At 54.2% G+C, this 23,387-nt stretch carries 18 protein-coding genes; 8 read left to right on the top strand and 10 right to left on the bottom strand.

What is annotated here, in order from left to right; translation table 11 throughout:
- Positions 1–16: 16 nt before the first annotated feature.
- The 8 genes from HNR65_RS15745 to HNR65_RS15710 form a co-directional block, all read right to left on the bottom strand.
- The gene (locus tag HNR65_RS15745) at positions 17–1,768 is read right to left on the bottom strand and encodes an ASKHA domain-containing protein (RefSeq protein ID WP_181552484.1); all 1,752 of its coding nucleotides are present in this window, start codon (positions 1,766–1,768) and stop codon (positions 17–19) included.
- A gap of 5 nt (positions 1,769–1,773) precedes the next feature.
- The gene (locus HNR65_RS15740; protein ID WP_181552483.1) at positions 1,774–2,304 is read right to left on the bottom strand and encodes a glycine cleavage system transcriptional repressor; all 531 of its coding nucleotides are present in this window, start codon (positions 2,302–2,304) and stop codon (positions 1,774–1,776) included.
- Between the two features lie 19 nt (positions 2,305–2,323).
- Positions 2,324–2,770 (bottom strand): aminoacyl-tRNA deacylase, encoded by a 447-nt coding sequence (locus HNR65_RS15735; RefSeq protein ID WP_181552482.1) that lies wholly within the window; start codon positions 2,768–2,770, stop codon positions 2,324–2,326.
- Between the two features lie 37 nt (positions 2,771–2,807).
- The gene (locus HNR65_RS15730; protein WP_181552481.1) at positions 2,808–4,865 is read right to left on the bottom strand and encodes a hydantoinase/oxoprolinase N-terminal domain-containing protein; all 2,058 of its coding nucleotides are present in this window, start codon (positions 4,863–4,865) and stop codon (positions 2,808–2,810) included.
- Between the two features lie 186 nt (positions 4,866–5,051).
- The gene (locus HNR65_RS15725; protein ID WP_181552480.1) at positions 5,052–6,518 is read right to left on the bottom strand and encodes a trimethylamine methyltransferase family protein; all 1,467 of its coding nucleotides are present in this window, start codon (positions 6,516–6,518) and stop codon (positions 5,052–5,054) included.
- A 95-nt stretch (positions 6,519–6,613) separates the two neighbouring features.
- Positions 6,614–8,083, bottom strand: coding sequence for a trimethylamine methyltransferase family protein (locus tag HNR65_RS15720; protein ID WP_181552479.1), 1,470 nt, complete (start codon positions 8,081–8,083; stop codon positions 6,614–6,616).
- Between the two features lie 157 nt (positions 8,084–8,240).
- Positions 8,241–8,879, bottom strand: a complete 639-nt coding sequence (locus HNR65_RS15715; protein ID WP_181552478.1) for a corrinoid protein — start codon at positions 8,877–8,879, stop codon at positions 8,241–8,243.
- Positions 8,880–9,022: 143 nt separating this feature from the next.
- On the bottom strand, positions 9,023–9,859 hold the full coding sequence (locus HNR65_RS15710) for a class I SAM-dependent methyltransferase (RefSeq protein ID WP_181552477.1): 837 nt from the start codon (positions 9,857–9,859) through the stop codon (positions 9,023–9,025).
- Between the two features lie 376 nt (positions 9,860–10,235).
- Here HNR65_RS15710 and HNR65_RS15705 point away from each other — a divergent pair, with 376 nt between their 5' ends.
- The 3 genes from HNR65_RS15705 (at position 10,236) to metK (ending at position 13,710) form a co-directional block, all read left to right on the top strand.
- On the top strand, positions 10,236–11,564 hold the full coding sequence (locus HNR65_RS15705; protein ID WP_181552476.1) for a DUF1015 domain-containing protein: 1,329 nt from the start codon (positions 10,236–10,238) through the stop codon (positions 11,562–11,564).
- Positions 11,554–12,468, top strand: a complete 915-nt coding sequence (gene panC / locus HNR65_RS15700) for a pantoate--beta-alanine ligase (protein ID WP_269750895.1) — start codon at positions 11,554–11,556, stop codon at positions 12,466–12,468. The genes HNR65_RS15705 and panC overlap by 11 nt, the downstream gene beginning before the upstream one ends.
- Positions 12,469–12,540: 72 nt before the next feature.
- Complete coding sequence (metK, locus tag HNR65_RS15695; RefSeq protein WP_181552475.1) at positions 12,541–13,710, top strand: methionine adenosyltransferase; 1,170 nt, start codon at positions 12,541–12,543, stop codon at positions 13,708–13,710.
- 45 nt (positions 13,711–13,755) lie between these two features.
- On the opposite strand, the gene HNR65_RS15690 is transcribed toward metK, so the two are convergent.
- Both HNR65_RS15690 and mobB read right to left on the bottom strand, forming a co-directional pair.
- Positions 13,756–14,619, bottom strand: coding sequence for a TP0624 family protein (locus HNR65_RS15690; protein WP_181552474.1), 864 nt, complete (start codon positions 14,617–14,619; stop codon positions 13,756–13,758).
- Entirely contained in the window at positions 14,616–15,113 is a 498-nt protein-coding gene (gene mobB / locus HNR65_RS15685; RefSeq protein WP_181552473.1) for a molybdopterin-guanine dinucleotide biosynthesis protein B, read from the bottom strand. The genes HNR65_RS15690 and mobB overlap by 4 nt, the downstream gene beginning before the upstream one ends.
- Before the next feature lie 144 nt (positions 15,114–15,257).
- Between mobB and HNR65_RS15680 the strand changes: the two genes are divergently transcribed.
- From HNR65_RS15680 to HNR65_RS15660, 5 genes are all read left to right on the top strand, one after another.
- Entirely contained in the window at positions 15,258–16,436 is a 1,179-nt protein-coding gene (locus HNR65_RS15680) for an FAD:protein FMN transferase (RefSeq protein WP_181552472.1), read from the top strand.
- Positions 16,437–16,710: 274 nt separating this feature from the next.
- On the top strand, positions 16,711–21,177 hold the full coding sequence (locus HNR65_RS15675) for an FAD-dependent oxidoreductase (RefSeq protein ID WP_181552471.1): 4,467 nt from the start codon (positions 16,711–16,713) through the stop codon (positions 21,175–21,177).
- Entirely contained in the window at positions 21,174–21,605 is a 432-nt protein-coding gene (locus HNR65_RS15670) for a hydrogenase iron-sulfur subunit (RefSeq protein ID WP_332309041.1), read from the top strand. Before HNR65_RS15675 ends, HNR65_RS15670 begins: the two co-directional genes overlap by 4 nt.
- Before the next feature lie 52 nt (positions 21,606–21,657).
- Positions 21,658–22,329, top strand: a complete 672-nt coding sequence (locus HNR65_RS15665) for a methylenetetrahydrofolate reductase C-terminal domain-containing protein (RefSeq protein WP_181552469.1) — start codon at positions 21,658–21,660, stop codon at positions 22,327–22,329.
- Positions 22,326–23,258 carry a methylenetetrahydrofolate reductase gene (locus HNR65_RS15660; RefSeq protein ID WP_181552468.1) on the top strand — a complete coding sequence of 311 codons (933 nt, stop codon included), beginning with the start codon at positions 22,326–22,328 and terminating at the stop codon, positions 23,256–23,258. The genes HNR65_RS15665 and HNR65_RS15660 overlap by 4 nt, the downstream gene beginning before the upstream one ends.
- Positions 23,259–23,387: the final 129 nt, after the last annotated feature.

The raw sequence follows: 23,387 nt of genomic DNA, 5'->3' as shown, positions 1-23,387 counted from the left end.
ACTTTTTACGACGGCATCATTCCTTAATCTCAGGAAATTCCATGCTTTCAACGTAGAGATCCATAAAATCGGGCCGGGTCTCAATGGAGACATGCCGCACAGACTGCATTTTTTCCTCCAGATATTGCCGGTAGCCCGCATTGCGCAGCATGCGCGCGCACCCGATCCGGCATGTATTGCCCGCAAAATACACCTTGTCCGCAGTATCAGGGGGCAGCATGCCAATGGCTTCCAGATTTTGCGCCCTGAGGGAATAGCCAAAGCCGCCGGCCAGGACAATACGCTCCAGGCTGCCGGCTTCCATGCCCGACTCATGCAGCAGAATCTCCATGGCCGCACGGATGGCGCTTTTGGCCAGTTGCACCTGCCGGACATCCTCCTGAGTGAAATAGACTTTGCCGCCCAGGCGAAATGCCGGGCTTTTGTTGATTTCAATGATGCGTGAAGCGATTGTCCCGGCAAGGCCATTGGTATCATCCGGCCGCCGCATGCGGCCGCTTGCGTCAATGACGCCGAGTTTGAGCAAAGCCGCAGTGATATCAATAATACCGCTTCCGCAGATACCCTGCGGGGGGGCATCACCTATGGTATGGATATCGAGGCGGTCCTGACCATCTGTGTCCACCCCTTCCACCGCACCGATCCGCGCCCGCATGCCCGCGGATATGCCCATGCCTTCAAAAGCCGGCCCGGCGGCGGTTGATGTCATCAGGTACTCACTGTTTGCGCTGAGCCCCATTTCCCCGTTGGTTCCCACATCCACAAAAAACATGGCCCCGCCGGGTTCGAAAAAGCGCCTGGAAACCAGGAGCCCGGCGCTGATATCCGCACCCACATAGGCATGAACAATGGGCGGCACATAAACCCGGGCCGCCGGGTTTATCTCAAGGCCGAATTGCCGCGCCGGATACGCCCGGCCGCCCTGCAGGGCCACAGTAAACGGCACCTGACCCAGGGGCTCGGGATCAATAGATGCAGCAAGCTGCAGCATGGTGGTATTGCCGCCCAGAACCACATCCAGTACCTCCATTGGATTCGCACCCGAATCCTGGCAGGCCTGATCAATTAAGTGATTAAGCCCGTCGCGCACACATTGGCTCAGTTCCGCCAGCCCCTCCGGCGTCGATCCCTTCTGGATGCGGCTGATCACGTCATGGCCGAAACGAATCTGTGGGTTGAGACTGGAGGTGGTGGCCAGTTCCCGTCCTGTTGGCAGCTCGATAAGCGTGACCACCAGGGTGGTGGTGCCCAGATCAATGGCCAGTCCCTTTGCAACGGATTTTTCCGGCCAGTTTTTTAACTCTTCCTGGGCCTGTCCGGCATATTGCAGCCGGCAGATTCCGCCGGACATCTTCACAACAGCTGCAGGCGTATTTTTCACCAGCGATTCTGTATCCGACAGATGCTTGCGGCCGACGCCCGCATCGCCGGTATCCCTTTCAGAAAAGGTTGGGTCGCGGTCGCCTTCCAGAATCCGGTGCTCGTCTTTTTTATACTCACCAATTACCCGGACAACCATATCCGAGGCCGGCACCAGCTGACAGGCCAGCCGGATTCCCTGTTGGGCCTGCTCAGCGGTGATTTCCTTGTGCGGGGTTTCTGGCACATTATCAGGCTCTTCCACGCAGACCAGGCACTTGCCGCAAAGTCCCTTACCGTTGCAGGGGGATTCCAGTTCAACTCCGGCCCTGTATAAGGCATCCCGCAGGGTTTCACCTTTTCGGGTTCGCACCGACAGATTCATCGGCAGAATTTGAATTTCCGGCATAATCTCTAAATCCGCGTCAGAGAAATGGTTTCCGGGATTTCCTCGGCAAGAAATTTCAGATCCTTGCGCAATGACTCCCCGTCGACTTCCCTGGGAACCGCCACACTGGTGCGCATGGTAAACATGGGTTTTCCGTTCTTGCCGGTTTCCACCCGGGTTTCCAGCTCCATGATGTTGATGTTCCGGGAGGCCAGCAGTTGAGAGGTCCGGTAGACAATGCCCATGCGGTCAATGCCCTTGACACGGATTTCATAATTGGCTTCCGTGGCAAATTCGCTCTTGCGCCCGCCTTCCACCTCAAAAAGGATCACATTGAGATCCGGCTCCTTGTCGAGGCTTTCACAGGCATCGGAAAGCGCCTGTTGCGCCTTTTTATCTCCGGCCGTGACCAGCACCATGAGAGCGAAATGATTGCCCAGCAGGTTCATACGGGAGTCTTCAAAATTGCACCCGCTTTCATAGACGGCCCGGGAAACCTTGGCCACAATGCCGGGAACGTTTTTTCCCACTGCGGATATGATGTATTCCTGGTTCATAATCGGTTTACTCCACTCTTTATAACAGACTTGGCCGGCACAGGCTTTTCAAACTGCTGCCGGCGATTGAAAATGATTTGTGATGCACGCCGGGATTAAAATAGACCCGGTCTTTTTCCAAAAGGGCCTTGTCCATATAAACCGGAAGCCCGTGCCCAAACGGCGGCACGCATCCCACTTCGCAGCCCACGCTGCGGCTGACCGCCTCGGGCCTGGCAAAAGAGACTTTTTTGGTGCCGGCCGCAGACGCCGCTGCCTTCCAGTCCACCTTCCGGTCACCAGGCAGGACCATGACAATCATCTCGTCTTCTTTTGTTTCCAGCACAAGCGATTTGACGGTTTCCCCCTCGGTTACGCCAAGGGCCCCGGCCATGGCCGGATTGGTATAAACCGGTTCATGCTTTGTGATTTTATATGAAATCCCCTGGGCTTCAAGCAATTGGACAATTTTTTGTTCAAGGGTCATGGGTGATTTGGCCTCTTTTCCATTGCTGTTTACACAATTATTCGCCGAACTCCTCTGAAAGGCGCGGATTTCCCACGGCCCGGGCCTGAATCCGCTCCAGGGCGCCTTCGGTGACAACCCGCACCTTTACCTGGGGATCGTTGGCCCCGGCGCCTTCGGCCACTTCCCTGGCCATTTTGTCCACTTTTTTACGCGCATGGGACAAGGCCTCTTCGTATTCATTAAAACGCGTCCGCCGATCTCCGATCTGAACAATAAAACAATGGCTCTCCCCGGCCTCCTGAGCGTATAGAATGGCTTCTTTTTCCGCCACCACCGATCCGGCCACTGCGCCTGCGGCATTGGCCACGTGGGCATGGGCCGGCAGGACAAACGGGGCCTTCAGTGTTTCGGCCACCCGCTTGACGAAAATCCCGGCCGGCGCGCCGATACCGATGATTGGAAACCGGCAGGAGATATTGACCGATAAATGTGCGTTTTTGCCCCGGATGGATTCCTCCAGCAGCCATCTGCCCCAATGCCCGTCAACCGTATCAGGCAGATCCGCCCCCTTTTCCTGGCCGGCAAGAAATACAACGGCTTCTTCCACCATCATGGAAATGATCTGATCCAAAGTCTGACTGACAAAGGTTTTCGGATCCCGGCTGAATATGTCACAGGCGCAGAGCATGGCCTGGCGGGCCACTTCTCTGTCCCATGTATCCATCTGACCATTGATATGCAAAAGATCGGTGGGCGTCAGCGTGGCCTGTTCGATCAGGCCCTGGCGAAACAGCGGCTCTGCCTTGACCTGCAAGCGGTGGTGCACCCCGAGAGCCTCGAGTATGGCGGTAACACTTGCCGGACCCTGGTTGAGCAGATTGATCAGCTGGATATGACGGTGCTCGGAAATGCCCATCTTTTCCGGATCAACGGATTTATGCAAAAACCAGAACTCAATGTCTGAAATTTTCCAGTGGATGCTGTCTTTTAACGTTAAGCCCATCACCGCTTCGCGGACCTGGCTGTATCGGGAGGCCAGCCGGCAAAGCGGCACCACCCGGTCCGGTCCGATTTCCACCCGGCCGCCCTGGCCAAAGGAAATCCGGCTGTCACAGCCCACGCAGGCTGTCCGGATCCGGGCAGCCTTGACCGCGGTTTCAATCTCGCCAACCCGGGCGCCGGCATCTGATACCGTGACCTGGCCCTGTTCAATCAGGGCCATATCCGTGGTTGTCCCGCCCACATCGATCATCAGGGCATTGCTGTGACCGGAGAAAAACAGTCCGCCGATAGCGCTGGCCGCAGGTCCGGACAGCACGGTTTCCACAGGCTTTTCCACCGCCTCGGTATAAGGCATCAAAGAGCCGTCGCCCTTGACAATCATCAGGGGGGCATGGATATCGCGATTTTTCAAAGACGCCTTCACCGCTTCGATAAACTCATGCATCACCGCCACCAGCGAGGCGTTTAAACTGGCCGTGGCCGCCCGCTTTACCGAATCGAGCTGGGTGGAGAGCTGATGGCCCAGCACCACCGGATGCTTACACACATCCCGGACTTCCTGGAAGGCGGACTCCTCATGGGAAGGATTTAATGGACTGAAATAACTGGATATGGCAAATGCATCCACCTTATCCTTGTTTTCCGCCACCCAGGCCCGGATGCCGTCGAGATCCACGGGAGCCTGCTCTTCGCCCTGGGCGGAATGGCCGCCGGCAAAAAATTCAAAATACGGAGTTGAAAGTTTTTCCTCCAAGCCAAAGGAGGCCACCAGTTCCCGGTCATAACCGATTAAGATGAGGCCCACATCCCGGGCCTTTCCCTCGGCAACGGAATTGGTGGCAAGGGTTGAGGAAATGCCCACCAGTTTCACCCGGGAAGGGTCCTTGATCTTGAGCATTTTGAGCACGGAAACAACGCCGCCGGCCAGATCCTCGCGGGTGGTCAGGGTCTTGCCCGAGGCCAGCACCTCGCGGGACCGGTAATCCATAAGAACCCCGTCCGTATAGGTGCCGCCGGTGTCAATGCCTACAACATAGTTTGCCTGTTTTTCCTTGCCGGAACCAAGCCCACGCCGCCCGGCTCCGGGATCAAATGGCTGCTTCGTTTTCATTTTTCCTGTCTGAGAATATGCTTAAAATTATTGTTATAATTCAAAAAAATCGTCTTTTATTCGAAATTCTTGACAAATCAGAATATTACAGATCAATTAACCGCCCTGGACATTCGAAAAGCCTGCAAGCAGCCGATTTGTGCGCTCACAGGCTTTTCGAAACCATTTAACCGGCTGATTCTACGATTATTTGGAACGCACCCGTTCCTCGGCGGAGTCCAGGATCTTCTGGATATCCTTTTTCGCATCTTCGGGCACACGGGACACGGGACCCTCGTGATTTTCAATGATATCCCGGGTCTTTTTGACAATCCGGTCCTTCATGGTCAAGCGTCCCTGAGCATCCCAGTCCTCGTAGGAGTTTCGGTCCATGAGGGAGGGCTGATAGTGCTTGCGGAACCATTTCATGGTGTGGTCCTCGTAGAGGTAATGACCGCCCGGGCCCACGTTGCAGATTTCCTCCACTGCCAGGGTTTCTTCATTGACCTCGACGCCGCCGCAGATCAACCGGCTCATGCCGATGATCTCATCGTCCATAACTGTCTGGAAGACATCGCCGGTAATGCCCGACTCGGTATACCCGTTGTCATGGACAAAATTGGCCCCTGACATCATGGCGGTGTGGATGGAATAAGCCGCTTCAATGGCTGACTGAATATCCATTTTCTTGGTGTCCGTGCACCCGGAGGTGGAATACATGGGAAGGCCCACATAATTGAGCAGTTCGGTGTATGCCGCGCTCATGATGGATAGCTCAGGTGCGCCGTAGGAATAAATGGTCCGCCGCATGTCAAGAATGGACTGCACACCGCCGATCAGAATACAAGTACCCGGATTGAGCAACTGGGAGACCACCACGCCCACCATGGATTCAGACATGGCAACAATGAGCTGTCCGGCATGGGTGGCCGGCACGGTGGCGCCGCCAATGCAGCACGGCGTATACACCTGAGGGATCCGGTGCTCGGCGCAGTAATAACATTTTCCAATGGCATCAAAATCACTTGTTAGCGGGCTGATGGGCTCGCTGTAGTGAATGAAGTTGGGATGCCTTTTAAAGGCCTCCTCCCCGCCGGCCATGACAATGCCGATACGGTGTTCGTCCATGACGTTTTCCACGCTGAAGGCCCAGTTCATAATCACCTTGCGGGTGTTTTGAATCATGTCGGCAAATTCATACACATCTGAAAGCGCATGGGTGACGTCATCAATGGAGCCCAAAGACTGAACGTAGCCGATGTTGGGCAGCGCATCACAAACCCGGGCCACAATGGTGGCATCTTTGCGCTGATAGGGCCGGCGCTCCAGGGTATCGGTGTCAATGAAATTGGGCGGCGTGGGCCCGGGTCCGAAATAGCTTCTTCCCGGCTCCACATAGCACATTTCCTCATCGCCGTCCCAGCTGTAAATGGTTGTTGTGGGCGGAACAGAGGCCAGGGCGTCGCGCACGACTTCCGGCGGAATCCGCACCCGCTTGCCGTCTACTTTACAGCGGTTTTTGGCCAGCAGCTCACGGACACCTTCATGGTGAACGTTTGCACCGGTATCGTTTAATGTCTTGATCACCCCGCGGAACATCCGCGCTTTCTGATCCTCTGAAAGCAGCGAAAACCGTGGAGTCCTGTTTACTGTATAGTTAGTCCTGAAGGTCATTTGCATTCTCCTTATCTGATCTATCCGCCAAATCCGGTCTGCGGGCAAATCCATTTGGGTTTCCGGCCGCAGGCCGGGAGCCGGATATTTCTCAATTACTTGGAATGGCGCTTTTCAGCCGCATCAATGATTTCCTTGAGCGCTTTTCTGGCATCGTCATCAATGGGCAGTGGCTCATGGGTATCCAGGATCCGCTGGGTTTCCTCATTGACCCGGTCCGACATGCTCTTGGCCCCTTCGTTGTTCCAGGTCTCCCAGTCAGAGCGGTCCATGAGTTTTGGCAAAAACCACTCGCGCCAGTGCTCGTAAGTGTGGTCATGGGTGACATACTCGCCGCCCGGGCCCACTTCATCAATTTCCTTCAGGGCCAGATATTCCTCATCGGTTCTCACGCCCTTGCCCATCTGGCGAACCATCCCGATGATCTCATCATTCATCACAAGACTTTCCAGGGAGGCGTTCACGCCGGAATCAATATAACCAACGTCGTGGACCAGATTGGCCCCGGAAAGATAGGCGGTCAGGTTGCTGATGGTCGACTCAATGGCCGCCTGCTCATCAAGGCACTTGGAATCCGAGCACCCGCCGGTGGAAAACATGATCAGGTTGAGCCACTTGGAAACGTCTGTATTGGCCGCAGAGGCCAGCGACATTTCAGGCGCACCATAGGAATAGGTGGTGGTGCGCATGTCCATGACCGTGGTGACCCCGCCCATGATCAGCGGCATACCGGGTTTTTTCAGATGGCACAGCGCAATGGCCAGCAAGGTTTCAGCCAGGGACTGAACCAGCATGCCGGCAATGGTGGCCGGAGCTGTAGCACCTGAGCTGGGACACGGCGTATACATGGCCGGAATTCCCTTTTCCGCGGCAAACAAAAGTTTTTCCACTGCGGTAATATCATTTGTCAGCGGAGAAATGGGTTCAATATAGGCCACAAACATGGGGCTCAAACGAAACTCCTCTTCGCCGCCCTGAAACACACAGGCCATTTTCCACAAGTCCTCAAGGCCTTCGCCGTCCACGCTGGTAAGCACCATGGGCTTTGTGCAGCCTTCGAGCATGGCCATGAACTGGTGCCGGTCGTAGGTCTGGGGATTGGGGGCATCGCTGACAATGCCGTGAGACATAAAAAAATCGAAATTGGGCAGATAATCCACAATACGGCCGGCATCCATCACGTCCTTATAAGTGGTTCGCCGGCGTTCTCCGGTTTTGCGGTCGTAGGTAAAGGGCAGATCCGAGCCCGTACCAAAGTAGACATGATCCTTTTGCAGGGCCACGGAACGTTTACCGTTTCTGCCTTTAAGCGTGATTTTGCGCGGATAATTTTTCAATGCCCGCTCCACAAGGGAGGCCGGCACGCGCACGCGCTTGTCATCTCCGACCACAGCCTCGCCGCTGCTGCGAAACAGTTCAAGGGCTTCGTCGTGGTGAACCCGGGAACCGACCCGCTCGAGGACATCCAGGGCGGCAAAATAAATCTGCTCGATCTGGTCTTCGGTCAGGACCCGAAACTGCGGGGTTTCCTGCACGGTCTGATTCATCGGTTGCATATCTGGCATTACAGATTTCATAGTTTATCTCCTATCTGTACCCGGCAACGTAGATACAGCCGGGTTTTGACGTTCTGATAAGGGGTTGGCCGGCAGAAACGCGAAGCCGCGGTCGAACATGAAAACATTCAGGCCGCGGCTGCGCTCCGCTTTCAAGATCCACGAATTAAGCGGCCAGCACTTCCTTGGCCTTGTCCACAGAGCTGCCTGCATTGGCTCCGTAAACATCAGCGCCGATTTCCTTTGCAAACTCCTCGGTAACCGGTGCGCCGCCGATCATAACCTTGACCTGGTCCCGGATGCCGGCCTCTTTTAATGCGTTGATCACCTCGCCCATCTTGGGCATGGTGGTGGTCAGAAGCGCGGACATTCCAAGAAGATCGGGTTTGTGTTCCTTGACGGCATCCACAAACACCTGGGTGTCGAGATCAATGCCGAGATTGACCACCTTGAAGCCGGCGCCCTCAAACATCATGGCCACCAGATTCTTGCCGATATCATGCAGGTCGCCCTTAACCGTGCCGATAACAAAGGTACCGGCCATGGTCGCGCCGCTTTCAATCAGCAGGGGCCGCAATTTTTCCATCCCCTTGCTCATGGCCTTGGCCGAGCGCAGTACCTCCGGAATAAACATTTCACAGGCCTTAAACCGCTGGCCCACAACGTCCATGCCGGCGATCAGCCCGCTTTGAAGAATTTCCTGTGAGGCCATGCCTTCATCAATGGCCTCCTGAACCATGCCGGAGACGTCTTCGACCTTGCCCGCGATAAGCAAATCTGCCATTTTTCCCAAATCAACTGCCATGTTTCTCCTCCTCCTTGTAAATGGTGTATAAAATCATAAACTTTGCCAAAACCGCATTTCCGCTGCATGATAAAAAGATTATGCCTGTTTTTGACTTTGGCGAATTTTCTTTTTATCTATTTAATTGGTGCGCCCGGATCCGGCTATTTTTTCCGGAAATGAAACACGCCCCACGTGAGATAGCCCTTGTTGCCGCCGTCGACCCAATGCTGCAGGCCCTTTTTCATGTTGTCGATATACTGCCGGCTGACCACCTTTTCCAGTTCCTTCTCCCGGGCTTCCATCTCGGTTAAAACCCGGCCGTAATGCTGGGCCAGATAAGGGTGGAGAGATTCATACCCAATAACTTCAAAGCCGATTTTTTTTGCATAATCCTGATAAAATCCCGGAGACCCCAGGGACTCCAGATGAATCCGTTCATATATCGGCCCCAGCACCCCTTCAGGGCAGTCATCAGCCTGCATGGGATCGGTGAAAATCATCTCCCCGCCCGGTTTTAAAACCCGATGGGCCTCTTCGAGGACCTTCTGCCGGTTATCGCTGTGCAAAATCGCATCCTGGGACCACACCAGCTCAAAGGAGGCATCCGGATAGGGGATTTCCGCAAAATTGCCATCCACCACATCAATCATGTGATCCAGGCCCTGCTCTTTGTTCATTTTCCGGGCACGATTGTTTTCGGTTTCGCTCAGATTGAGCACCACCGCACTCCAGCCGTAATTCTTGGCCAGATAACGGGCAGAGCCCGAAAAGCCACCCCCGAGGTCAATGACACTGGCCTTCTGCCCTTTGAACCTGGACCTGGAAGCCATGTGGTCAATCGTCCGACGGCTGGCTTCGAATATCGTATCGTTTTCCGACTCATAAATTCCGAGGTGCAGATCCTCTCCGCCCCATATGGTGTAGTAAAAATTATCTGCATCCTCACTATCATAATAAGATTTTGTAACTTTTACGGGTTCCGGAATATCGTTGCTCATCATATCCTCCTTATTTTAGAATTAAATATTATAAAATTAATAAGTTATACTGCTTTTAGTCTGTTGCAAAAAAATATAATACCCTCTTGCTTGAAAGATTGTTTCAACGAGGATAACCCATAGTTTTTCCGAGTAATTTGATTAAATTACATATAATATTTTGATATCATAAAATAAACATCAAAAGCTGTCAACCTTTTTTTTAAATGCATCGTTTGCCTATACAATTTATTAGTTTTCCTAAATCATAACAAGCCTGTTGACAAAAAAAAATTTTTTTGTCATGATTCAAAACTTCAAGCTTAAAAAATCCCCGTCAGTGTTCGCACTAAAACTGAACCAGAAAGAGCAACCACATACTGAAAAAAGGATACTTATGGCAAAGATATACCCTTTCAGGGGCGTCCGCTATAATCGCCGCAAAATCGAAGACCTCTCACTGGTGGTTACGCCTCCATACGACGTGATTTCTGAAGAAGAGCAGCAGGCCTACTACAAACGCCATACAAACAATGCCATCCGGCTGGACAAGGCCCTGGTCACAGAAAAGGACGACAAAACCGACAACCCTTATACCCGTGCGGCCGCAGATTTTCAGAAGTGGCGGCAAAACGGGGTGCTGATCCGGGATGAAACCCCGGGCTTTTACCTCACCACGGTGACCTTTCCCATTGAAGGAAAATCCGTGACCCGTTACGGACTGATCGGGGCGGTGCAGCTTGAGCCGTTTGAATCCGGCGTGATTCTGCCCCACGAGGAGACCTTTTCCAAGGTCAAGTCCGAGCGGCTGGAACTCATGAAAGCCTGTCACGCCAATTTCAGCCATATTTTTTCGGTTTATTCAGACAAAGACGGGCTCCTCCAGACCCTGAAGGATCACATTCAGCAGATTTCCCCGGAGGCAGAATTCACTGATGACAGCGGCCATTTCCATCGCATGTGGCGGATAACCGATCCAAAACTGTGCCGGCAGGTCACAGAAGCCATGGAACAGCGGCGCCTGTTTATTGCAGACGGCCATCACCGTTATGAAACCGCCTTAAACTACAGGGAGTGGGTCAGGCAGAATGATCCGGATTTTGATGAAACCCATCCGGCCAATTTTATCATGATGTATTTGTGTGCGGTCGAAGACCAGGGCCTGATTATCCTGCCCACGCACAGGCTGCTTCCCAGCGTGGCCGCAGAGACCCGGCAGCATTTTATGCAGCAGGCAGCCCAATATTTTGACATTGAGAAATTCGACCGCGATGGAGCCGACCCCGGGCAGGCAGTAGAACAGCTTGACAAGTCCCTTCACAAACATCGAAACGACCACATCATCGGCCTGGTAATGAAAGATGAACCGGCATGTTATGCGCTGGTATTAAAGCCCGGTGTCATGGAAACCCTTTTTGGCGACGAAATCGCCGCCCCTCTGCAGGGACTGGATGTCACCGTGCTCACGCGCCTGATTTTGATGAAGCTGATGGGCTTTGACAAGCAGAACCTGGATGATCATTCCCTGATCGGTTATACAAGCAGCCATGACGAGGCTGTTGAGCTTGTGGAAAATGGTGACTACGACATGGCCTTTATCTTAAACCCGCCCACCAATGAGCAGGTTCGCAAAATTGCCGAAGCAGGCCTGACAATGCCGAGAAAAACCACTTTCTACTACCCCAAGGCGGTCACCGGCCAGGTATTTAACCAGCTTGAACGATAAAGAAAAACAAGGGGCAACGCACAAAAAGGAGACCGCTGCCATTAAAACCATCGATGACATCCGGCAAATGCGGAAAACGGCTGAAACCCTGCACGCACAGGGCAACACCATTGCCTTTGTGCCGACCATGGGCTATCTGCACGAAGGCCATCTGTCTTTGATGCGCAAAGGGCGGGAACTGGCAGACACCCTTGTTGCCAGCATTTTTGTCAATCCCGCCCAGTTTGCCCCGGGCGAGGATTACGACGCCTATCCCAGGGACCCGGAAAGGGATGCAGCCCTGGCAGAGCAAACCGGGGTGGACATTTTGTTCATGCCCCATAAAAAAGATTTGTATCCCGAAGACTACGAAACCTATATCACCCAGACCCATCTGCCCGGACATCTATGCGGCAGATCCAGACCCACGCATTTCACCGGGGTGATGACCATTGTGGCCAAGCTTTTTCATATTGTACAGCCCGACTATGCGGTTTTCGGGCAAAAAGATTATCAGCAGCTGGCCATTATCCGCAAAATGGCCCGGGATCTTGATTTCGGCATCGATATTATCGGAGGCCCCATTGTCAGGGAATCCGATGGACTGGCCATGAGTTCGAGAAACAAGTACTTAAGCCCTTCCCAGCGCCAATCCGCCCTGGAGCTGTACCGCGGCCTGGAGGAGGCCAAAAAGGCCGTGGCACGAGGAGAAACAAAAGCTGCCGCCCTGATTGAAACGGTCAAAAAAATCATCAGCTCGGCCCCGGAAACAGGTATTGATTACATCGCCGTTTGCGATCCGGACACCCTGGCGGATAAAAAATTCATTGACCGGCCCGCACTGATGGCCCTGGCGGTCCGGGTGGGCGAAACCCGCCTGATTGACAATATTATTTTATATCCGCAGGTGGACAATCCGGGCTGACGGCTGCATCTTTTACCAATAAGGTGAATCCGGACAAATCAAAATATAAACCTGAAACAAAAGGAGTGTTCAATGTCAAAAAGATCTCATCTGTTTACTTCAGAATCTGTCACAGAAGGCCATCCCGACAAAGTGGCCGACAAAATATCCGATTCGGTTCTCGACGCATTTCTTTCCCAGGACAGCCGATGCCGGGTGGCGTGCGAAACCCTGGTAACCACAGGCATTGCCTTTATAGCCGGGGAAATCACGGCCAAGGCCACGGTGGATTTCCAGGAAGTGGTGCGCAGCGCAATCAAGGATATCGGTTATTGCTCATCTGACATGGGTTTTGACTGGCAGACCTGCTCAGTTGTAACCAGCATTGACAAACAGTCGCCGGACATCGCCCAGGGCGTGGACGAAGGCAAAGGCCTTTACAAGGAGCAGGGCGCCGGCGACCAGGGGCTGATGTTTGGCTATGCCTGCGATGAAACCGACGAACTCATGCCCATGCCGATTCTCTACGCCCACAAGCTCACCAGGCGGCTGGCCGAAGCCCGCAAAAACAATGAACTCGGCTTTCTGCGCCCGGACGGCAAGTCCCAGGTAACCATCGAGTATGAAGACGGCCGGCCCAAGCGTATCGATACGGTGGTCATTTCCACCCAGCACACCCCGGATGTCACCTACGACCAGATCAGGGAAGGCGTCATTGAGGAAGTGATCAAAAAAATGCTGCCCGCGGAGATGATCGGCGATGAAACAAAATATTTCATCAACCCCACGGGCAAATTCGAAGTTGGCGGCCCCATGGGCGACTGCGGTCTGACAGGCCGCAAAATTATCGTGGACACCTACGGCGGGATGGGAAGACACGGCGGCGGTGCATTTTCCGGAAAAGACCCGTCCAAGGTGGACCGCAGCGCCTGCTACATGGGCCGGCATATTGCCAAAAACCTGGTTGCTGCCGGTCTGGGGAAAAAATGCGAAGTTCAGCTGGCCTATGCCATTGGCGTGGCCGAGCCGGTTTCCATTCTGGTGGATTTTTTCAACACCGGCAATGTCGCCGAGGACAAGGCCGTTGAAATCGTCCGGGATGTTTTTGACCTGCGGCCGGCAGCCATCACCGAATATCTGGACCTGCTGCGCCCCTTCTATAACAAAACCGCGGCATACGGACATTTTGGAAGAAATGATCCGGATTTTGGCTGGGAGAAAACCAACAAGGCCGATGAAATCCGGTCCAAAGCCGGTTTGTAAAAAATACGGGTGCATCCCGCCATGTTTGGCCAAAGCCCCCGGCAGTTACTGCCGGGGGTTTTTTTTGAGCGGATTACGAACAACGATAACCCGGCATTCCCGAAGAAAAAACAGGTTGTCCACCGTACTGCGCAGCCGGGATGCATCCGTGTTGCTGATCATAATATCGGTTTCCGAATCCTCGCTGGTGCCCAGAGCCCTGACCGTCAGGGGGTTTCTCCCCACCCGTCCGATCTGGTCCACGGCCGAGGCATCGGTGATGTAGCCGCACATGCCGTGCTGCACAACAAATTCCCGGCTCACGTAAGCAGACCCGTAAACCTCCCGTCCCGCCTCATCCACAATGGCAAAACACATGGCCGGCTTGACATCCACGCCCCGGGCGTCCACCACCAAACCGGTAAACGGCCTGTGATCCGGGTCCAGAGCGGTGCGCCCCAGATTTTTCATCTCCAGCTGAACAATTGATTCCGGCAGTATCAACTGTGAAAAGGCGCCGGAAAACGACATCCGGCGAACCAGTTCCACTGTTCCGTCCGACCGGTAAACCGTCTCCCGGACCTCCGAGGATTTCAACAGCTGCTCAATTTTTGCAAGCATCCGGTCGTCATCTGCGACCAGGGTCCCCACCCGGCCGTGCCGGCTCAAGCGCAGATCTTCAACGGTTTTGAGCAGGTGTGAATAGGCATCACGTTTGGCGCTTCGGGATGCAGCGGCCCATCCGCCGGCCGTATTGGTGGCTTCCGGAAAAGCTCCGCCCGCCCCCTTTGCCTCAACAATTCGCCGGGTCCAGTTAATGGTGCCGCTGCCGGTGGTTTCCACCAATTCGTAATCTTGCGTCCATCCCGGGCAGACCTGGGTGAAAACCATTGCGGCAATCAAAACAGCGGCTTTAAGAACCTGTTTCATGAAATTGTCTGAATAATCAAGTGAACTATGGATTCAATGTCATCAAGGCCGAGGCACGGAACCCCGGCATCCATTTTTGCATCTGTTACAAGGCCGGCCAAATCCGGGTCCTCCAGGCACACGGGCCCGGTGCGGCTGTTTTCCCGGTACACCTCAATTTTTGGCAGATTCTGTTTTTTGTAACCTTCAGCCAGGACAATGTCCATGTCTGAAAAATAGGCCGCGACATAATTCTTCAGCCGGTCGGCAGCGCGCGGCCGTATCCGGGTTTTCAGCAAAACGATCTGTTCATCGGCGTCCACCATTACAGTGTCGGCACCGGCACTGGCGTGCCGCCAGCTGTCCTTGCCGCTCTGATCAAAGACCATTTCATGCATCACATGCTTGATGGTTCCCACCCGATATCCCTTGCGTGTAAACACCGGAATCAATTTTTCAATCAAGGTTGTCTTGCCGGAGTTGCTCCCCCCCACAATGGCCACAATAGCTGTCATCTCCCAAACCCATTCGCTGTTTTCCCGCCTGATGCCGAAGCCGGTTTTTTCCTCTATGCCATGATTTGGCTTAAAATGCCAGTCTTTATAACCCGCCGCACCGGGCAACAAAACTTGACTGGGGGCTGCAGGAGGCTTAAATTGATGGGGGATCGAAAAATTCAACCATTGGAGCAGTTTGTGAAAATATCCCGAAGTTCATTGCTTTTGGGCATAGTCGCCGCAATCCCTGCACTGGCCGTACTGGCAGCCCTGCTTTTTCTGCCCCTGGGACAACCCAATGCCAAAAACGATTCGAAAAATGCTTCCGGACAAAAGAGCACTATTTCACTCACCCGGCCTGAACCCGATTGGTGGGAAAGCCGCCGTCTGATTTATTTTGATATTCCGGCACGGGTATTGTTTTACCTGCCGAACGGCAGCCGGGGCGAAGCAGAGGCTGTCGCCCGGGCGGTATGGAATGAATTTGAACGCATCGGCCGCATCTTCAACCCTTCTGATCCGCAATCAGAGGTCAGCCGGCTTAATGCCGCGGACAAAACAGCGCCGGTGGCGATTTCAAATGAGATGCATGCGGTTTTCTGCATTTCAAAGCGCCTATGGGATGCCAGCAGCGGGGCTTTTGACCCCTCCACCGCTCCTTTGAAAAAATTGTGGCAAAACGCGGTCAAAACCCAACAAATCCCTTCCAGCAGAGATATTCAACGCATACTGGCCCGCACCGGCTTTGACAAGGTCACGATCATGGACAATCCGCCGGCTGTGGCGTGCTCGGCCAGCGGCATGCAATTTGATTTCGGCGGCATTGCCAAGGGCTTTGCCGTGGACCGGAGCCGGGACGTACTCCGGGGTGCCGGCATTCAAGCGGGCATGGTTCAGCTCGGCGGGGAAGTGGCGGCTTTCGGTTCCCGTCTCCGGCGTCCATGGCGCATCGGCATCCAGCATCCCCGGGACATGGAAAAAATCTGGAAAACGATCTCGTCGCCGGCCGACATTCGGGTGTCGACCAGCGGCAATTACCGTCAGCCCCTTGTTATTCAGGGCCACTCTTTTTACCACATTTTCAGCCCGAAAACCGGCCGGCCGGTTTCGGAAAAAATCGCCGGGGTCACCACGGCTGATTTCGGCGGTCATTCAAGCGCCCTGCTGGATGGGGCGGCAACGGCCATCACAGTGCTCGGAACCGAAAAAGGCATCCAACTGGCTGAAAAGTTAAGCATTGAAGCCCTTGTATTGAGCATAAACCCAAAAGAACAACTTCAGGAGCAATTCACTCCGAATCTGCCAGATAACATGGATACCAAAAGCAGAAGCCGGCAATGATTTCCCGCAGGCCCGGATATCCAACAACAGAGAGGTGTTTATTCCCATTGACACTGTATTGCATTTATAGTATCAACTGGATCAAATTTCTGAAAAAATTCCAATAACGGCAGTTGCCGGCAGCACCGACAGGGACGCGCCAAACTACAGCGTTGCCGGCCCTTTAATACAAAAACCGGTTTTATGGTTACCATGGCCTCCAGCGCCATGCTGGGCCTGTCCCGTCATATTCAACAGCATCAGGCCGAATTCAAGAATATAAGGGAGAACATGAATGGAACAAAATGAACAAGCCCCTGTGGCCGGCTCCGGCCAGGCGCCGGTCGGCTCCGTTATGGTTGTGGGCGCCGGCATCTCCGGGATGCAAAGCGCTCTTGATCTTGCCAATTCCGGATACTATGTTTATCTGGTGGAAAAAACATCTGCCATTGGCGGGCTCATGTCCCAGTTGGACAAGACCTTTCCCACCAATGACTGTGCCATGTGAGTCATCTCGCCCAAACTGGTCGAGGTCGGCCGGCACTTAAACATCGAATTGCTCACCAACACCGAACTGCTGGAATTAAACGGCGATCCCGGGCATTTCAGTGCCCATATCCGACAGGAACCGCGCTATATTGACATTGACAAATGCACCAGCTGCGGGGAATGCGCCAATGTCTGCCCTATCGAGGTCCCCAGTGAACAAGATTTTGGCATCGCCACCCGAAAGGCGGCCTACAAGAAATACGCCCAGGCCATCCCCGGTGCCTATGCCATCAGCAAGCGGGGAACAGCCCCCTGCAAGGCCACCTGCCCGGCACACGTCAGCATTCAGGGATATATCGCGCTGATCAACCAGGGCAAATACCGGGAAGCTTTAGAGCTGTTCCGGGACGCACACCCGTTTCCGGCCGTCTGCGGCCGGGTCTGTCACCATCCCTGCGAAAGTGCCTGCACCCGAAACGACTATGACGAACCCCTGGCCATCCGGGAACTGCACCGGTTTCTGGCGGACTGGGAAAAGCAGGAAGACGAAAAAATACTGCCCGAAGCCGCTGAAGAAAAACGCAGCGAAAAAGTGGCCGTGATCGGCTCGGGTCCGGCAGGTCTTGCAGCCGCCTCTTTTCTGGCCAGAAAAGGCTACGGGGTCACCATTTATGAAAAACTGCCCGTGGCCGGCGGCATGATGGCTGTGGGCATCCCAGAATACCGCCTTCCCAGAGATATGCTGCAGCGGGAAATCGATATTATCCGTGATCAGGGCGTTGAAATCAAAACCGGGGTCACATTCGGCAAAGACATCACCTTTGACAGTTTGAAAGCAGACGGGTATTCGGCCGTATTCATGGCCATCGGACTCCACAAGGGACGCAGCCTGGGCATTGAAAACGAGGATGCCGAGGGTGTGCTCCAGGGTGTGGATTTCTTAAGGGAAACCGCCCTTGGAAATGACGTGCCCGTGGGCAAGGACGTGCTGGTGATCGGCGGGGGCAACGTGGCCGTTGACGTGGCTTTGACCGCCAAGCGAAAAGGCGCGGAAAACGTCACCATGGTCTGCCTGGAAAAACGCGAGGAAATGCCGGCATGGGAACATGAAATCGAGGAAGCCCTGGAAAGCGATATCAAAATCGTCAATTCCTACGGCCCCAAAAACTTTTTTATCAACAATGAAAACCGGTTTTCCGGCATTGAATTTAAAACCTGTACCAATGTATTTGACCCGGAAGGCCGGTTTAACCCGGAGTTTGACGAAAGCGCCTGCGAGGCCTTTTTCGGAGACACGCTCATTTTGTCCATCGGCCAGGCAACCGATGCCTCGGATCTCGAAGGCCAAAATGTGCCCATGAACGCCCGTGGCCTGGAGGGAGATCCGGTCACGCTTCAGACCACCATGGAATGGGTCTTTTCCGGGGGAGACGCCTTTTACGGCCCCAAGTCAGTGGTTGATGCTGTTGCCTGCGGCAAGGAGGCCGCTGAAAGCATCCACCGCTATATCAACGGCCTGGATCTGCACGAGGGTCGGGAGAAAGAATGGACATATGACAAGCCGGATGTGATCAACGAGCCCCACAAGGATCGCGTACCCGTGCGATGCCTGGACCCGGAGGCCAGGGAGTGCAATTTCCTGGAAGTCTCGTTTGGCTACAATGAACAGGAGGCCCAGGCAGAAGCTGACAGGTGCCTGAAATGCGGCATCTGCTCGGAATGCTATCAATGCGTCAAGGCCTGCCTGGCCGACGCCATCGACCACGAGCAAACCGTACAGGAGCGCGACATCGCGGTTGGCTCCCTTGTTTTGTGCCCGGGAAATGACGTTTTTGATCCTTCGGACCTGGAAGACACCTACAAGTACAAATCCAGTCCCAATGTAATTACCGCCGCCGAGTTCGAGCGGATCCTGTCGGCATCCGGGCCCACCATGGGCCACCTGGTGCGGCCATTGGACCATAAGGAGCCGGAAAAAATCGCCTGGCTCCAGTGCATCGGCTCCCGGGACACCAACCGGTGCGGCAACGGCTACTGCTCGTCTGTCTGCTGCATGTATGCCATCAAGGAAGCCATGATCGCCAAGGACCATGCGGAACACGATCTGGATTGCGCCATTTTCAACATGGATATCCGCACTTTTGGCAAGGATTATGAAAAATACTACATCCGCGCAAAGGACAACGCCGGGGTCAGGTTTGTCAAATCCCGGATTCACACGATCACCGAAATGCCGGAAACCGGCAATCTTCTGCTGCACTACGTGGACGAGGCCGGCAACATCGTGGAAGAAGAATTTGACATGGTGGTGCTTTCCGTTGGCCTCCAGATTCCTCAGTCCACCATGGAAACCGCCAAACGGCTCCAAATTGATCTAAACAAATACAACTTTGCCGAAACCAGCCCGTTTGCCCCGGTTAACACTTCCAGGGACGGCGTGTTTGCCTGCGGCATCTTCCAGGGACCAAAAGACATTCCCACCTCGGTCACAGAAGCCAGTGCTGCGGCCTGTGCCGCCGGCCGGAATCTGACCGAATCCCGAAACACCCTGTTAAAGGAAGTGGTCCGGCCCGATGAAATCGATGTGGAAGGCGAAATTCCCAGAATCGGGGTGTTTGTGTGCGACTGCGGCATCAACATTGCCGGCGTGATCGATGTCCCCCATGTGCGGGAATATGCGGAAAAACTGCCTTATGTGGTCTATTCCGGCGAAAACCTGTTTACCTGCAGCCAGGACGCCCAGGACCAGATGAAGGAAACCATCAAAGAACACAACATCAACCGCGTGGTGGTGTCCTCGTGCACCCCCAAAACCCACGAGCCCATCTTCATGGACACCCTGGAATCGGTGGGATTAAACAAATATCTCTTTGAGATGGCCAATATCCGCAATCAGGATTCCTGGGTGCATGGCGACAATCCGGAAATGGCAACGGAAAAAGCCAAGGAACTGGTGCGCATGGCTGTGGGGCGGGCCGCCTCCCTTCAGCCCCTGCATGAACGCCAGATCCCGGTCACCAAGCGGGCCCTGGTGGTTGGCGGCGGGGTAGCGGGTATGAATGCGGCCCTGGGCATTGCCGACCAGGGCTTTGAAGTGGTGCTGGTTGAAAAGGAAGCCGAACTCGGCGGTCTGGCCAACCGCCTGACCAAAACCATCGAAGGCATGGATGTGGGCGATTACCTCACCGGCCTGGTGGACCAGGTCAGCGCGCACTCCCGGATTGAGGTGATGACCAGTTCCGTGATTGTTGATTTTTCCGGATTTAAGGGCAACTTCACCACCGAGCTGCTTGTGGGCGAAGACATGGTCAGCCGCAAGATCGAACACGGCGTGACCATCATGGCCACCGGCGCCACCGAGTATCAGCCCTCGGAATACCTCTACGGCGAAAACCCCCGGGTGGTCACCCAACTCGAACTCGGAAGCCGGCTGGAGGAAAAAGGCGCTGCAGACAATCTCAACACGGTGGTGATGATCCAGTGCATCGGCTCCAGAAACGAGGAAAATCCCAACTGTTCGCGAATCTGCTGCCAGAGCGCCATTAAAAACGCCATTCACATAAAGAAGCTCAACCCGGAAACCCAAGTCTATATCCTTTACAGAGACATCCGGACATACGGCCTGCTGGAGGACTATTACACCGAAGCCCGGCGGCTGGGAGTGAAATTTTTCCGGTTTGATCCGGAAAATCCGCCGGAGGTTTCCGTTTCCGGAGAACTGGTCAACGTGGTCTTCAACGACCATATCCTGAACCGCAAGGTCAGCGCGGATGCCGATCTGCTGGTACTCAGCGCGGGAATGGAGGCGGCCGACACAGATGAACTCGCCAATATCATGAAGCTGAACCGGACTCCAGAACATTTTTTCACAGAGGCCCATGTCAAACTCCGGCCCGTAGAAATGGACAAAGCAGGCGTTTTTCTGTGCGGAACAGCCCACAGTCCTCAGCTCCTTTCCGAATCCATCGCACAGGCCATGGCCGCAGCATCGCGGGCCACCACCATGCTGACCCAGCCGTATCTGACACTGTCTGCGGTGACTGCACAGGTGGATCCGGAAAAATGCGCATCCTGTCTGATCTGTGTGCGCACCTGCCCCTATGGTGTACCTCATATAAATGAAGAAGGCGTCAGTGAAATTGATGATGCCACTTGTCAGGGCTGCGGCGCCTGTGCCGCGGAATGTCCGGCCAAGGCCATTGAACTGCGCTGGTATGAAGATGATCTTATCATAAGTAAGGTGGACGCTTTACTGGAAGGGGAAGAATCATGACTCAGGAATTTAATCCCAGAATCGTTGCTTTCTGCTGCAACACATGAGGATACGCTGCAGCGGACCTGGCAGGTTCCATGCGACTGACGTATCCAACGAGTTTCCGCATTATCCGGGTGCCGTGCGCCGGCAAGGTGGATGTACAGCACCTGCTCCGGGCGCTTGAAAAAGGCGCTGACGGTGTTTGCATAATTGGATGTATGGAGGGGGAATGCCTTTATAAAACCGGCAACCTGCGCGCCAGAAAACGGGTGGAGCAGGCACAGCAAATCCTCAAAGCTGTGGGCATTGATCCGCAGCGGGCTCTTATGTATAACCTCTCATCCAACGACGGCCCTTTGTTTGCCAAGTATGCCGCAGAAATGGATGAACTAATCCGGAAGATAGGGCCCAGCCCAATGAAGAAAAAAACAAAAACAGCAGCCTGACAATAATCAGGATATATTAAATACTTAAACCTTCTACCAAAGAGGTCTGTAAATGATTGTTGCAGATAAAAAGCCGGTCGAGGAAATCATTGAATATGTGAAGGATTGCAAAAAAATCCTGGTTCTCGGCTGCAATGAATGCGTCACGGTCTGCGAGGCAGGCGGTAAAAAGGAAGTGGGCGTACTGGCCGCCACCCTGCGCATGTACTTTTCCAACCAGGGAGCAGAAGATGTGCAGGTTGACGAGCGCACCCTGGAACGCCAGTGCGATCACGAATACCTGGAAGAAATCCGGGATATTGCGGATCAGTACGATGGCATTGTGTCCATTGCCTGCGGCGTGGGCATCCAGTTCACTGCCGAAAAGTACCACTCCATTCCCGTGTATCCGGGCGTTAACACCTGTTTTCTGGGTGTGACCGAGCAGCGCGGATTGTGGACAGAGCGGTGCCAGGCCTGCGGCCAGTGCATCCTGGCTTATACCGGCGGCATCTGTCCGGTGGCCCGATGTGCCAAGCGCCTGTTTAACGGCCCGTGCGGGGGATCTTCCCAAGGCAAATGCGAGATCAACAAGGAACTCGACTGTGCCTGGCAACTGATCATCGATCGCCTCAAGGCCATCGACCGCATGGATCTTTATGAAAAATTCTTCAATATTAAGGACTGGTCCACTGACCGGGCGGGCGGCCCCAGAAAAGTGGAGAGGGAGGATGTACAAATATGAGCGCGAAGACTCCGAGCAAACTCGAAAAAGTCATGGCTGCCGGTCATTTGGGGGTCACCTCCGAGTGCGGTCCGCCCCGGGGCAGCGACCCCGAGGTCATCAAACACAAAGCCGAACTGCTCAAGGACTGTGTAGACGCCATCAACGTAACAGACAACCAGACCTCTGTTGTGCGCACAAGCAGCCTTGCCACCTGCATTCATTTAAAGCTCATGGGCCTGGAGCCGATTTTGCAGATGGTCACCCGGGACCGCAACCGCATTGCCCTGCAAAGCGATATTCTGGGAGCGGCTTCTTTTGACATCGCCAATGTACTGTGTTTGTCCGGCGATCATCAGAGTTTCGGCGACAATCCCCAGGGACAGAACGTCCATGATCTTGATTCCATGCAATTGCTGTGGACTGTCCGGAAAATGCGCGATGAAGGCACCTTCCTTGGCGGAGATGAGATCAAGCGGCCCCCGAAAATGTTTGTGGGCGCTGCGGCCAACCCCTTTGCCGATCCATTTGAAATCCGGGTTCCCCGGCTGGCCAAAAAAATCGAGGCCGGTGCCGAGTTTATCCAGACCCAGTGCATTTACAACCTGGAAAAGTTCGAGGAATGGATCCGCCTGGCAGAAGACCGGGGATTGACGGAAAAATGCTATATCATGGCCGGTGTCACCCCTTTTAAATCCGCGGGTATGGCCAAGTACATGAAAAACCGGGTGCCGGGAATGGATGTGCCCGATGACGTGGTCAAGCGCATGGCCGATACCCCCAAGGGCAGCCAGGCAGAAGAAGGCATCAACATCTGCGTGGAAACCATTCAGCGGCTAAAAGAGCTCAAAGGCGTGAGCGGCTTTCATATCATGGCCATTGAATGGGAGGAAAAAGTCCCTGAAATTGTTGAGCGCGCTGGATTGATGCCCCGCCCTGAAACAGACTGATTGCAGATCTTCTTTTTTCTCCTGCAGCAAACCGCTCCGGCAGATACCGGAGCGGTTTTTTTTTTGATCAAACCCGGCAAAAGGTGTTATAGACACAAGTCAAACCTGTAACCGGAACCGGATTAACAT

Origin of the sequence: Desulfosalsimonas propionicica, assembly GCF_013761005.1 — a bacterium.
GTDB classification, from domain to species: Bacteria; Desulfobacterota; Desulfobacteria; order Desulfobacterales; family Desulfosalsimonadaceae; genus Desulfosalsimonas; species Desulfosalsimonas propionicica.
The sequence above is the reverse complement of the archived record's forward strand: the minus strand, read 5'-3'. Positions and strand labels throughout refer to the sequence as shown.

What these genes read in the sequence shown, in the direction of transcription:
- HNR65_RS15715 (WP_181552478.1), bottom strand. Translation starts at nt 8,879, where the DNA reads ATGGCAGTTGATTTGGGAAAAATGGCAGATTTGCTTATCGCGGGCAAG.
- HNR65_RS15720 (WP_181552479.1), bottom strand. Translation starts at nt 8,083, where the DNA reads ATGCCAGATATGCAACCGATGAATCAGACCGTGCAGGAAACCCCGCAG.
- HNR65_RS15730 (WP_181552481.1), bottom strand. Translation starts at nt 4,865, where the DNA reads ATGAAAACGAAGCAGCCATTTGATCCCGGAGCCGGGCGGCGTGGGCTT.
- HNR65_RS15680 (WP_181552472.1), top strand. Translation starts at nt 15,258, where the DNA reads ATGGGGGATCGAAAAATTCAACCATTGGAGCAGTTTGTGAAAATATCC.
- HNR65_RS15735 (WP_181552482.1), bottom strand. Translation starts at nt 2,770, where the DNA reads ATGACCCTTGAACAAAAAATTGTCCAATTGCTTGAAGCCCAGGGGATT.
- metK (WP_181552475.1), top strand. Translation starts at nt 12,541, where the DNA reads ATGTCAAAAAGATCTCATCTGTTTACTTCAGAATCTGTCACAGAAGGC.
- HNR65_RS15740 (WP_181552483.1), bottom strand. Translation starts at nt 2,304, where the DNA reads ATGAACCAGGAATACATCATATCCGCAGTGGGAAAAAACGTTCCCGGC.
- HNR65_RS15665 (WP_181552469.1), top strand. Translation starts at nt 21,658, where the DNA reads ATGATTGTTGCAGATAAAAAGCCGGTCGAGGAAATCATTGAATATGTG.
- HNR65_RS15710 (WP_181552477.1), bottom strand. Translation starts at nt 9,859, where the DNA reads ATGAGCAACGATATTCCGGAACCCGTAAAAGTTACAAAATCTTATTAT.
- HNR65_RS15725 (WP_181552480.1), bottom strand. Translation starts at nt 6,518, where the DNA reads ATGACCTTCAGGACTAACTATACAGTAAACAGGACTCCACGGTTTTCG.
- mobB (WP_181552473.1), bottom strand. Translation starts at nt 15,113, where the DNA reads ATGACAGCTATTGTGGCCATTGTGGGGGGGAGCAACTCCGGCAAGACA.
- HNR65_RS15660 (WP_181552468.1), top strand. Translation starts at nt 22,326, where the DNA reads ATGAGCGCGAAGACTCCGAGCAAACTCGAAAAAGTCATGGCTGCCGGT.
- HNR65_RS15745 (WP_181552484.1), bottom strand. Translation starts at nt 1,768, where the DNA reads ATGCCGGAAATTCAAATTCTGCCGATGAATCTGTCGGTGCGAACCCGA.
- HNR65_RS15690 (WP_181552474.1), bottom strand. Translation starts at nt 14,619, where the DNA reads ATGAAACAGGTTCTTAAAGCCGCTGTTTTGATTGCCGCAATGGTTTTC.
- HNR65_RS15705 (WP_181552476.1), top strand. Translation starts at nt 10,236, where the DNA reads ATGGCAAAGATATACCCTTTCAGGGGCGTCCGCTATAATCGCCGCAAA.